The sequence below is a fragment of the Paenibacillus antri genome (genome assembly GCF_005765165.1).
In the GTDB taxonomy this organism is placed as follows: Bacteria; Bacillota; Bacilli; order Paenibacillales; family YIM-B00363; genus Paenibacillus_AE; species Paenibacillus_AE antri.
Genome location: NZ_VCIW01000022.1, coordinates 50,871 through 63,328, shown reverse-complemented (window position 1 = coordinate 63,328; position 12,458 = coordinate 50,871). Strand labels below are relative to the sequence as shown.

The window sequence follows — 12,458 nt, the reverse complement described above, 5'->3', positions numbered from 1 at the left end:
AACATGAGTGACCATGTAGAAAAGGGACGCGTTCCCGCGTTGCACGAAGCGTTCGCCGAAACCTTCCCGATCGGCGCCGCGGTCAACCCGGCGACGCTGGAAGCGGCGGGCCCGCTGATCGCGCGCCACTACAACAGCTTGACGGCGGAAAATCATATGAAGCCCGAGGAAATCCAGCCGGAGGAAGGCGTCTTTACGTTCGAGAAAGCCGACGTCATCGTCGGTTTCGCGAAGAAGCACGGCATGCGCATGCGGGGGCACACGCTCGTATGGCATAATCAAACGCCGGACTGGGTGTTCGAAGGGAAGGACGGCGGCCCGGCCTCCCGGGAGCTGCTGCTGTCTCGCATGAAGTCGCATATCGACGCCGTCGTCGGGCGATACCGCGGTTCGATCTATTGCTGGGACGTCGTGAACGAGGCGATCCACGACAAAGATGCGGACATCTTGCTGCGCCGCAGCCGCTGGCTCGAGCTCGTCGGCGAGGACTACATCCAGAAGGCTTACGAGTATGCGCATCAAGCCGATCCGGACGCGCTGCTGTTCTATAACGACTACCACGAGGCGGTTCCGGAGAAGCGGGAGAAGATGTATACGCTCGTCAAGAACCTGCTCGACCGCGGAACGCCGATTCACGGCATCGGTATGCAGGGGCATTATAACATTTACGAGCCTTCCATCGAGGAGATGCGGATCACGATCGAGCGGTTCGCGTCCTTGGGTCTGCAGCTGCAAATTACGGAGCTCGATCTGCCGATGTTCCGGAACGACGACAAGCGCCGGGACGTGACGGAGCCGACCGAAGAGATGGTCGAGCAGCAGCGCGTGCGATACGGAGAAATTTTCGACCTGTACCGCGAATACAAGGACGTGATCACGGGCGTAACGTTCTGGGGAGCCGCGGACGACTATACGTGGCTGGATCATTTTCCGGGGAAAGAACGCAGAACGTGGCCGATGCTGTTTAACGATTCCCACGAGCCCAAGCCTTGCTTCTGGGCGGTAGTGAAATAGCTTCGAGAAAAGAAAACGCGATAAACTTCAAAATCCGTAGAGAAACCACAATAACGTTCTTAATAAAGAACAATACTGTGGTTTTTCTGCGTTTTCCGCCGTTGTTTAAATGTCGGCCGCCTGTTAGAGTTATGTGGCGTGATACAATTTGTATCAATATTTCAGGATCGGATGGAAAGGCTGATTTATTTTTTCATGACGGGAGTGATCGACATTTATCGCAAGACGGTATTGATGTTGTTATCGTGCCTGCTGCTGCTCGGCGTCTTGCCGCAGGCGGCGAACGCAAGCACGGGAGTGCTGGGCCAGTGGATCATGTGGAGCAAGGAGGGGAACGACTACACCACGTTCGGAGGCAACGCCAACATTACGATCTACAACGGGAAGATGCAGATGATTCCGCATTGCCCGGCAGGCTTTCCCGACGGACTGACCACATGGACCGACTTGTTCATCGTGAAGAGCGGCAGCATCCATCCGCTGACCTCCGACGGCCAAGAGCTGAAGGATGCGGGAGGCGGCAAGCCGAACAGCGTCATGAGCTTGTCGACCGGCCTCTTCATCTCCGAGACGATCGGGTTTACCGGACCTGTGGGGAAGATTCCTCCCGGCGAGTACGCCATCGTATTCGACGAATGCCAAGACGGCAAGTACAATGCCCTCGTCGACGGAGTGATCGATCCCGCATTCAAGGTAGAGTTCACGACCGGCGTCGTTCCGCCGCTCGATCTGACGCAGCTGAAGGAAGACGCCGGGAAGCTGGCGGAGCGTTGGGAAAAGTATAAGAAGCATGCGGAAAAGTTGTTCAATCTCGCGAAGGCGGCGGACGCCGGCCGAAACCCGAACGAAAAGTTCGTGGATTTCCTCATGCGCAGCGGCCTCCAAGATCCGAGAACGATGGCGTTGCTTCAGCTCGCCAATCAGGCGAAGCATTATCAGGGCATCAAAGACGACCCGCCGGATCCGGACTACAAGCATATTACCCCGTTGGGAGAGCGGGTTCTTCTCGATTTTCAAGATCATACGCCTCTAGAAGTTTCCATGCAATCTCTCGTGAACGAAGTCGCCAAGGAGCAAGCGATCACCCGCCAAATGTGGACGCTGTTGGAGCGTTATCAAGGCGCGCAAGTGATGGGCGACGTGAATTGGGCGTTAACGCACGGCAAGGCGCTCAGCGACAACGTCAACTTGCTGCTGGATCAGCTGCAGCTGACGAACTTCAGCGTCTCGCGCTTCAACCAAGTATTCGCCGAGGATACGGCGGCGCTGAACGGGAAGGCCGCGGCTTTGGTCGAGCTGCAAGCGCGGGTGACGGCCTCGGGCTTCACCGAGGAAGAGGGGCGGCACTTCGCCTCGCTCGGCATGACCCCGGCCGACATCGAGCAGTTCAAAGCCGAATTTTTAGCTATGGATTTCGAATTTACGAAGGCGGCGATGCTGGCGGAAGGGTCGGGCATTATCGGCGACAATAACGCGTTCGGCGCGAATCTGGTCGACTTCGGCGGCCATGTCGTCGACCTCGTCAACCGACTGCTGCAAGATCCGACCGTCGTCGACGACGACCCATATGCAAGCGCGGGAGGTCCGTATACCGGCAACGAAGGCCAGGTCATTACGTTCAACGGCGGCGGATCGAGAGGGGACGTCCCGCTGACGGCGTACGAGTGGGACCTGGACAGCGACGGGGCGTTCGACGACGCGCAAGGCGTCATCGCGACGTATACGTATCACCGGCCGTTCTACGGGCTCGTCGGGCTGAGGGTCACGGACGGCAACGGCAAGCAGGCGGTCCACTACGCTCGGATCGCCGTCGGGGAAGTGAACCGGATGCCGGCGTTGGTCGAGCGGACGCCCGCCGGGCGGCAGGTGGAGCAGTACGTCGGCGAGGAAACGTCTTACCGAATCCAGGCGCTGGATTTGGATAACGACCCGATCCGCATCGAATGGTTCGTGAACGGCGCGACGACGGGACAGACGGGAGAGACGTTCGCGTATCGTCCGACCGCCGTGGGCCTCCATGCCGTCGAGGCGCTCGTCTCCGACTCGAATCCGCTCGGCGGCACCTTCCTTGTCAGTTGGATCGTCAAGGCGGCGCAGCGGCAACCGCCGGCCGTCGTCAGCCTCGCCCCGGCGAGCGCGACGCTGGAGCTGGGCGCGGTCCATACGCTGCAGGCGACGGTGCTCGACGCGGAAGGCCGACCGGTCGCCGGCACGCCGGCGACGCTCGAGGTGACCGGCGCGCATCCGGCGACGCTCGCGGCTTCGACGGACGACAACGGCGTAGCGACGTTCCGGTACACCGGCACGCAAGAGGGCGCCGATCAGGCCGTCGCGAAGGTCGGGGCGCTGGCGTCGAATCCTGCGACGGTCGCCTGGAGCACGGCGGACGTGACGCCGCCCGCGACGACGGCGGTATTGTCGCCGTCCGCGCCCGACGGGACGGGAGGCTATTACCGTTCCCCGGTTACCGTCACGCTCAAAGCTTTCGACGGCGGCAGCGGCGTCGCCAAGACGGAGTATCAGGTCGACGGGGGAGCGTGGACCGTCTATTCGTCGCCGGTCACGTTCGGCGCGGACGGATCGTACACCGTCGCCTATCGAAGCGCGGACTACGCGGGCAACGTCGAGACCGCGAAGCAAGTCTCGTTCCTGATCGGCGCGTCCGAGGTGCCGCAAGCGTTCTTCAACCCGGTCACGGCGGGCAAGAACGTCGCTTTGCTCGAGGAGCGGGCGACGATCGAAGCCGTCTCGAGCAATTACGATTCGGGGCACAGCGCGGAAAATATGTTGAAGCTCGACTACCATAACCCATGGGCGACGAGGACGGGAACCGACCAATGGGTGAAGATCGGCCTTGCGGACGGCAAGTCGTATCTCATCGACCGGATCCAAATCCGGCCGCGACCTGCCTTCGCGGACCAACGGGTGAAGGCGTTCGAGGTCGCGATTTCGAAAGACGGCCTGGACGACGACGACTTCTCGACCGTCATCGCCGGCACGTTGGCCGATAACGGCGAGCTTCAGGAATTCATGCTTCCGAAGCCGATGGAAGCGAAGTATATCTTGTACAGACCGCTTTCTTCCCAAGGGGGAGGCGGGGTCATCTCCACGCAGCAGTTCAAGGCGAAGACCGGCCAGATCGGCGGGGACACGGTGACGTTCCGGAACCTGTCGACGGATAAGAACGACGATATCGTCTCCTGGTCGTGGGATTTCGGAGACGAAAGTCCGATCAGTACGGAGAAGGAGCCGACGCATACGTTCCCGGGGCCGGGCACCTATCCGGTCACGTTGACCGTCACGGACGCCGACGGACAGTCCGACAGCTTCACCTTGGAGCAAACCGTCGAACCCGTCGACTTCGAGTTCGTTCCGGCAACGCCGAAAGAGGGCGAGTCGGTCATGCTCGTCAACACGACGGCCGGCGGCGATCAGGGTCTGATCAAGAGCAGTACATGGACGTTCGGCGATAACTCCTATACGGATTACGGAATGAAGGTTTCGCACTATTATTGGGACAGCAATACGTACCTGGCGACGCTGACCGTCGAGATGCAAGACGGGAAGACGTACCAGGTACAGAAGCCGATCGCCCCGGAGAACGTCGCCCCCTTCGTCGACGCCGGGACGGACGTGACGGTGCTCGGCGGCCAGAGATACCAAGGCAACGCCAGAATCATGGATGCGGGCCGCGACGATCGTCATACTTGCTTATGGGACTTCGGCGACGGCGAGACGTCGACCGCATGCCAATTCGATCATGCTTATCCCGTTATGGCCAAGGACGCCCCCGACATCGTCTATGCGGCGACGCTGACCGTAACGGACGACGACGGCGGCGTAGGCCGGGATTCCGTGCACATTACCGCGCGGGCGGAGCAGACGCCTCGGCAAATCGCGCTCTACACGTTCGACGGAAACTTCCAGGACTCCTCGGGGAACGGCAACCACGGCACGTCCACGATCGGCAATCCGACCTTCGTCGAAGGGTTGATCGGCCAGGCCGCGAAGTTCGACGGCAGGAGCGGGGTGCTCGTGGACGACAGCGATTCGCTGGATTTGGCCACATCCTTCAGCTTCTCCATGTGGATCTATAAGGAGAACGGCGGTACCGGGGGCTACGCTCCGATTCTGTCGAAGGGCCACACGGAAAATTACGGGCCGTACTCGTTCCTGCACGACGGCTGGGGCGCTTCGCCCGGCATGCGTCTGGTGAGCGGCGACCGGCCGGGGTATACGCATCTGTTCCCGAATACGCCGATGCCGAATAAGGAATGGTATATGTCTACCGTGACCTGGGACGGATCGACGGCGAAATACTATATCAACGGGGAATACAAAACCTCCATTCCTTGGAAGGGCGTGTTCGCCAATACGAACGAGAAGCTGACGATCGGGTTCGATCCGCCGGGAGCGACGGAATATTTCAACGGCATGATGGACGATTTCCGTATGTTCAACTACCCGCTGACCGAAGAAGAGATCGAGCGGCTGTATGAGCTGAAGGATCCTCCGGAGCCGGTCGACACGCTGCCGCCGACGACGACGGCCGTAGCCGAATCGGTGTACGGACCGAATCCCGCGAACGGGTGGCACCGGTCCGACATTACGCTGACGCTTACGGCGACGGACGCGGGGGCGGGCGCGGCGGCGGAGGAATACGTCTCCGGCGTTAAGCAGACCGAATACCGCGTGAACGGCGGTGCGTGGAACGTATACACGGGGCCGATCCTGCTCGCGCAAGACGGAATCGTTACGTACGAGTACCGAAGCGTCGACAACGCGGGCAATGTAGAAGCTTCGAAGTTCATGGAGCTGAAGCTGGATCGGACGGCGCCGGTCACGCTGTATCACTTCGACCCGATCTTCGCCACGAGCAAGCAAGGGAAGCAATATATCAGCGGGTTCGTCACGACGCTGCAAGCGTCCGATGCGCAAGACGGGTCCGGGACGAAGACGACGCGCTACCGCATCAACGGAGGCGCATGGATGACGTATGCCGCTCCGTTCGCGGCGCAAGCCGGTATCACGAAGACGGTGGAGTATTACAGCGAGGATCAAGCGGGAAATATTGAAGGGCCGATGAACAAGATGGATTTCGTGACCGGCGTCTTCACCGGCGCAGGATCTTATTAACCGAGCGGAGGAATAAGCGTATGGAAGGGAAAGAACGTCAAGTCGTCTCGCAGCCGAAACGAACGTGGACCCGACCGGAGCTGCAGTCGCTCGAAGTTCGAGAGACGACGGCGGAGTATTGCGAGTACGTTTGGAACGGGCATTTTTGGCAAGAGCAATGTTGGTTCGAAAGCTAATCGAAGACGTAACGCGCCCTGGCCGTCCGGCCGGGGCTTTCGTCCTTTTCTAGGCAGGATTGCGCATTTCCCGGACCGGTGCAACCTTTCGAAAACGACCCCCGTCTGAATGATTGTCAACGTTGACCCACAATGGCACGCACACCTAATAGGATAGGGGATATATCGATAATGAAACATAAAAAAATAATCGCCGTCATGACCGTGGCCGGCTTAATGGCTGCTACGGCATCCGTCGGAGCGCAGTCGTTGTTCGAGAAAGTATCCGGCATTCTGAATCATGAAGTTTCCGTCGTCGTGAACGGCGAGAAGACGTCCATCGTTCCCGTCTATATCGACGGCAAGGCGTATCTTCCGCTGCGAGACGCGGCGACCGGCTTGGGCTACGAAGTGAGCTACGACGCCGGTAAGAACGAAATCGCCATTACCGGCAACGCGGAGGAGGAAGACGAAGTCGAATATATAATGGGCACCGGAGTGATCGCGGACATCGCGGAGATGGAAGACGGACGATTCCGGATCGAGTTCCTCGGGCACGGCTCGAACCGATGGGTCATCTTGTACGCGGACGAAGAGACGACGATCGTCGACGAAGCCGGCAAGGCCGTATCCGCCGAGGATTTGAAGGAAGGCACGCAGATCGTCGTCGAATACGGGCCGGTCATGGCGTTGAGCTTCCCGGGACAATCCCACGCCGCTAAGATCACCGTCGGCGCCGAGCGCTTGGCGAAGGAAGACGTCGTTCAATCGGTCGAACGGACGGACGACGGCTGGCAGGTGAAGTTCGGCGAGACGAAGGACGGCGAAGTCGTGACGACGTTGACGCTGAACGCCGGCAAGGAAACCGCCGTCATGACCGCGCAAGGCGAATCGGTCGATTGGGAAGATCTGAAAGCCGGAACGAAAGTCCGCGCGTACTACGGTCCGATCATGACGAAGAGCCTTCCGCCGCAAAGCCCGTTGTTCTATCTCGTCGTTCTCGGAGATGAGGCGCCGGCGTCCGGCAAGATGACGCCGGAGGCGGCGCAGGAATACCGCGACCTCGCGTGGGCGCTGGTCGCAGAGCAAGCGTCGGACATTACGACGAAGCCGGAGGAAGCGATCGTATCCATCGTATCGGCGAAGGATTCGGGCGTACTGGAGAACTCGGAGGAGCAGAAGAAGCTGCTCGCGGACATTCAAGCGGCGAACGGCAATCTGGTGACGGTGACGTACCAGACCTCGCAAGACGAGCTTCTCGGGCCGTTGACCGTCGCGTTCGATTTCGACACGAAAGCGTTCGTCGGCTTCTACGCCAGACGGTAATGGAATAGATATCGAAGAGAGGGCTGTCCAAGGTCAGGCGATGCCTGCCGGCGGGCGGCCCTCGTTCTTTTTCCATATCGGCGTAACGGCTAGGGATATCTCTCCGCTCATGGTATACTGAAGAGGTTCCGATCGAGAAGGAACCGGAGAGGTTGACCCATTTGTATACATTTCAAGATTGGAATTTGAAGGTGAAGGCGACGTTCAACGCGACCAGCAACGAAGAAGTGTTAACCGTGACGGAGGCGGGCAAGTCGCTGGGACTTTCCAAGGATCACATGAAATCCTATGTCGATAAACATAAACTCACGAAGGTTTCTATCTCGCGAAGCATCCATCGGTATTTGTTGTTAAAGAGCGAAATCGATAACATCTTGGCGACGAAATAGTACGTTTTTTGGGGAAAAGGGAGCATTCCGCTGCAGTCCGGCGGGGATGCTCCTTTTTTCTTGGGAATTTTTACCCAATTTCCCCTCCGCCGATCGGGAATCGTGCTATAATTCCTTGACGATTTTAATGATTCGGCGGAGCGGGAGCGCAGGGGGAGTATGGCGGGTTGAAGCGAGCGACTTGGAAGCCTGGGGTTGGATGTATTCGCGCCAGCGCTCCTTGCTAGGGGCTTCCGTTTCCCACGTCATGGTAGGCTTATGGATATTTTTCATCGTCGGGATCGACCAAATTTGGAACGCGTTGTTCTAATTTCGTAAGGGAGGGTTTCTATGAAAAAGTTTCTGATCCTCACGCAAATCGCGTATACGATCTTCCTGCCTTTCTGGTTTTTGATCTGGGGAATTTCCTTCATGGGCTTCGACTCCGGCTTCAGCTGGCTGGCCGTCGGCATCGTGACCGCGATCGGGCTGTATCCGATAGCCGGGCTCGTATGCTCCGTCTTGGCTTGGGTGCTTCGGACCCGTAAGGCGCGCGCGGCGGTCGCCGTAAACCTGATTCCGATGCTGTGGTTGCTCGGGATCGGCGTGCCGGTGCTTCTCATTAACCTCTTCCCGTAGCGGCGAGACAAGCGTACAGTCCGATTCGATTCTCTATTCATATAATTATAGAAATAGAGGAACGGAGGTGGATACGCGTGAGAAACCATGGGAAGAAGAAGATTACCGTCGGGGTCGAAGATACCCGGACGCTCCGAATCCCGCTGAAGCCCGGACTTAGCGTACTGAAATGCATCAGCGGGAATGCGGAGGTGCTGGAATGCACCCATGATCGAACGACGGTTTCGATTACGGGGCTTCGACCGGGCGTTACGACCGTGTGCGTGATCATTGGCGCGAACGGTCGGCCGGCGATGCAGCTCGTTTATGCTGTGCGAGTGGTAGAACAAGACGAAGAATGACGAAGAACGACAAATCGTGACGAAAGCTAGTTGAAACCCTATTCTACTTGTGATACCATACTCGTATTGTCATTGAAGGTCCGTAGCTCAATGGCAGAGCAACCGGCTCTTAACCGGTAGGTTGTGGGTTCGACCCCCACCGGGCCTATAGGGTTTCGCGCATATGCTCGCCGATTCTCCCAAGCGGAGAACGGCGGGTTTTTCTTTTTCGATTTGGACGTATACGTAAACGTATATGTAGACAATATCGTAAACGCACACATCAACATTTACAAAAACGTAGGTGAATCTATGTTTTTGTGGTATTTTTAAGGAATAGATTTCCCTTACCGGCAGGAGGCAGAAGCATGGCAGCTAAGATCATTACGTTCGGCATTCAAAAAGGCGGCTCCAGCAAAACGACGACTTCGGGCGTAACCGCCTATCTATTAAGCCAGAACTATAAAGTGTTGGCGATCGACCTAGACTCCCAAGGCAACCTGACGGAACTGCTCACCCAACAAGATATTTACGATTTCCACGGCGCGACGATCTTCGAAGCTTTGAAGGAGAAAGACGCGAAACCCTATGTCCGCCGCATCTCCGACGCCTTGCATCTGATTCCGGCGGAGGATCATCTGGCGCGCTTCCCTTCGTGGCTCTATGAACAATATCGCGGGAATCGTTCCCTGGTTCTGAAAGAAGCGCTGGAAAACGTGCAGGACGATTACGATTACATCATCATCGACACGCCGCCGGCGCTCGGCGACCAGACGATCAATGCGTTGTCGGCGTCGCATGCGGTCGTGGCGATGTTCGAGACGAGCAAGTTTTGTTATTCCGCGTTGGGGCGATTCTTGGAAACATGCGTGCATGTCCAAGAGCTCGTAAACAAGGAGCTGAAGATCGGCGGCATTCTGCGCTGCATGATCGACACGAGGCGGACGGACAACAAAGCGTTGGTCGAGCTGGTGGAGGAGGAGTACAAGGATATTTGCTTCGAGACGATTCTTACGCGAAGCGCGGCGACCGGAAGGTTATCCATCAACGGATTCCAGGATAATCCCGAGCTGAAGAAAGCCGTGCATCAATACCACGGGTTCGTAAAGGAGTTGTTGGAACGTGTCTAACGCGATGGAGCGCATTAAGAATAAGATTCGAAACTCGAACGGCGCGAGCGTTCATACGCAGCTGATCGATACGAGCGGGGCCGATGGCGAGTCGAAAACGGAAGATTACGTAAACGTAAACGAAAACGCAAACGAAAACGAAAACGCAAAGATCGATCGTGCAGCGCCTCAAGGCGGGCCTCGGAAGCGGGAGAAACGCAAGAAATTCGAGGAACTTTATAAACGGGACACCTTCTGGATCCGAAACGAGCTCAAGGAAAAGTTAGACGCATATTGCCAAGGAGAACGAGGGGAGAAGACGAGGATCGTTAACGAAGCATTGAGAGACTATCTCGAGAAGCTTTCGTGAGTACATAGTACGGCTAGAAACTAAAGGGAGCCCCGCCAGGAGAACGGCGGGGCTCCCTTTCTATTAAGGCTTTACGACGAGCGTCGGCGCTTCGCGGGATTGGGTGGCCTGTTCGTAATCGAACGCCATCCCGAGCAAGCTGGCTTCGCTCCACAACTTCCCGACGAAGACGATCGCGAAGGGGGACCCGCTGTCGTAGTAACCCGACGGCACCGTCACCAACGGAACGCCGGCGACGTTGATTTCGGAAACCGTCGTCGCGCCGATGTTGTCCTCGGAGCTTAGGAGCGGCGTTTCCTTGAACATCTGCGGATACACGAGCGCGTCCAGATCGAATTTATCCATCGTCTCGTTGATGTATTCTAAGTATTTCGTACGAACCTCTACGAATTTCGACAAATCCGCGACGCCGTCCGGATCCGGCAAGTTGCCTTCGTACCGGTTAAAGACGGAAGGCATCTCCCCCGTTTTCTCCAGAAGCTCCTCTACCGAATGAATCGCGGCGTCGGGACCTAACCGCTCTAAGTAATCTTCCATATCGTAAATAACGGACTCGATGCCCACGGAGCCGTTCGCCTTGACGTATTCGGCGAAGCCGGTGTCGGCGAAAGGATCGGGAATGACGACGGCGCCCTGCTTCTCCAATTCCTCAACCGCTTTATCGTACAGTTCCTGAGTTTCCTCCGTAAGCTCCTGATTCCGCCAACCCGGGCCGTATAATCCGATTCGTTTGCCTTTGAGCGCCAACTTATTAAGCTTCGAGGTATACCCGTACTTCGGAATGTTGCCGATCGAGGCGATCGTTTTCGGATCCTCATGGCTGTATCCCGCGATCACGTCGAGCATGACCGCGGCGTCGCGCACCGTTCGTGCGTGCGGTCCGATGACGTCGCGCGTGCTGCCGGCCAGCGGAACGACCCCGGCGTTCGGGACGAGTCCGAACGTCGGCTTAATGCCGACCAGCGCTTGAGCCGCGGCGGGATTTTGAATCGATCCGCCGGTTTCCTCGGCGATCCCGAGTACGGCCATATTGCCCGAGACGGCGGTCGCGGTGCCGCTGCTGCTCGCCCCCGGGACGAATTTCGCGTCGACCGCGTTATAGGTATCTCCGTCCCAGCTCGTCGTGGCTCTCGTGCCGGAGGAGGAGAAGGCGGGAATGTTCGTTCTTCCCAGAATGATCGCTCCCGCAGCCTTCAAGCGGGCTACGACCGGAGCGTCGCGTTCCGGGATCAGCTCGATGCCCCCGAGCTCCTTGGCTAACGGTTCCCAGCCCATCGTCGAAGGAAAGCCCGCCATATCTACCGCTTCTTTGATGACGATGGGGACGCCCGCCAGCTTCCCGAGCGGCTCGCCCGACGCGCGAAGTCGATCGATCTCCCGCGCTTCCTCCAGCGCGTTCGGATTCATCGTCGTGAAGGCGTTATAGGAAGCCTCGTATTTCTCGATCCGCTCGAGATAAGCCTTCACCACTTCTTCCGCCGTATATTCCCCTTTGGCGTAGCCGGCCTGCAGCTGAGACAGCGTAATCTCCTCGAAAAGGAACTCCTCCGTCGCCGTCGCCGCCGGCGCGGCGGTTACGAGAGACGCCGATACCATCGCCGCCAATAACGCTGTAACGCTTCGTTTCCTCAACCTCATGATCTTCATATCCAGGCTCCTCTCCAAGATCCCTGTTTTTGATCGGCATGATTCCTTCTTTCTTTTAAGACGGTGGACTCGAGCTGGGCACCTCCTGACCGACGCCGGAACTTGTAAAATGCACCCCGCGACGAAGGCGTCTACGCTTTTCATACTAGTCAGGGGATGATTTTGCGTCAATGGACGTAACGCAAATTTGTTATATAACCTAACAAAACTATCAAATCGTTATGAAAAATTATATTAATTTCGCTAAGGAATCGGGTTCTCGCGCGTGGTTTATTCCGCTGATTAAAGAGAAATCGGAGTATCCGGAAGTGCTTTGAAGAAGCAGGCGAAGTTGCAAGAAGGGTGGTTGTTAATGTAATAAAACATGACGTAAA

9 protein-coding genes and 1 tRNA gene are annotated in these 12,458 nt (G+C 57.6%); 9 read left to right on the top strand and 1 reads right to left on the bottom strand.

From position 1 onward, the window contains the following. Nucleotides 1-3 precede the first annotated feature (3 nt). The 9 genes from FE782_RS25930 to FE782_RS25895 all read left to right on the top strand — a co-directional run bounded on the left by FE782_RS25930 (nt 4) and on the right by FE782_RS25895 (nt 10,088). Nucleotides 4-1,014, top strand: coding sequence for an endo-1,4-beta-xylanase (locus tag FE782_RS25930; RefSeq protein WP_138197274.1), 1,011 nt, complete (start codon nt 4-6; stop codon nt 1,012-1,014). Nucleotides 1,015-1,209: 195 nt separating this feature from the next. Further along, on the top strand, nt 1,210-6,150 hold the full coding sequence (locus tag FE782_RS25925) for an OmpL47-type beta-barrel domain-containing protein (RefSeq protein ID WP_158299555.1): 4,941 nt from the start codon (nt 1,210-1,212) through the stop codon (nt 6,148-6,150). Nucleotides 6,151-6,170: 20 nt separating this feature from the next. Next, on the top strand, nt 6,171-6,326 hold the full coding sequence (locus FE782_RS32435) for a hypothetical protein (RefSeq protein ID WP_158299554.1): 156 nt from the start codon (nt 6,171-6,173) through the stop codon (nt 6,324-6,326). Between the two features lie 171 nt (nt 6,327-6,497). Continuing rightward, nucleotides 6,498-7,631 (top strand): stalk domain-containing protein, encoded by a 1,134-nt coding sequence (locus FE782_RS25920; RefSeq protein WP_158299553.1) that lies wholly within the window; start codon nt 6,498-6,500, stop codon nt 7,629-7,631. A gap of 161 nt (nt 7,632-7,792) precedes the next feature. After that, on the top strand, nt 7,793-8,020 hold the full coding sequence (locus tag FE782_RS25915; RefSeq protein ID WP_138197271.1) for a helix-turn-helix domain-containing protein: 228 nt from the start codon (nt 7,793-7,795) through the stop codon (nt 8,018-8,020). Nucleotides 8,021-8,350: 330 nt separating this feature from the next. Beyond that, a complete protein-coding gene (locus FE782_RS25910; RefSeq protein ID WP_138197270.1) occupies nt 8,351-8,638 on the top strand; it encodes a hypothetical protein in 288 nt (95 codons plus the stop codon). 77 nt (nt 8,639-8,715) lie between these two features. Further along, a complete protein-coding gene (locus FE782_RS25905; RefSeq protein ID WP_138197269.1) occupies nt 8,716-8,979 on the top strand; it encodes a hypothetical protein in 264 nt (87 codons plus the stop codon). Nucleotides 8,980-9,055: 76 nt separating this feature from the next. Further along, a tRNA-Lys gene (locus FE782_RS25900) sits at nt 9,056-9,127 on the top strand. Between the two features lie 199 nt (nt 9,128-9,326). Continuing rightward, nucleotides 9,327-10,088 (top strand): ParA family protein, encoded by a 762-nt coding sequence (locus FE782_RS25895; RefSeq protein ID WP_138197268.1) that lies wholly within the window; start codon nt 9,327-9,329, stop codon nt 10,086-10,088. A 412-nt stretch (nt 10,089-10,500) separates the two neighbouring features. Here FE782_RS25895 and FE782_RS25890 read toward each other — a convergent pair whose 3' ends face one another. After that, a complete protein-coding gene (locus FE782_RS25890; protein ID WP_138197267.1) occupies nt 10,501-12,084 on the bottom strand; it encodes an amidase in 1,584 nt (527 codons plus the stop codon). Between the last annotated feature and the right edge of the window lie 374 nt (nt 12,085-12,458).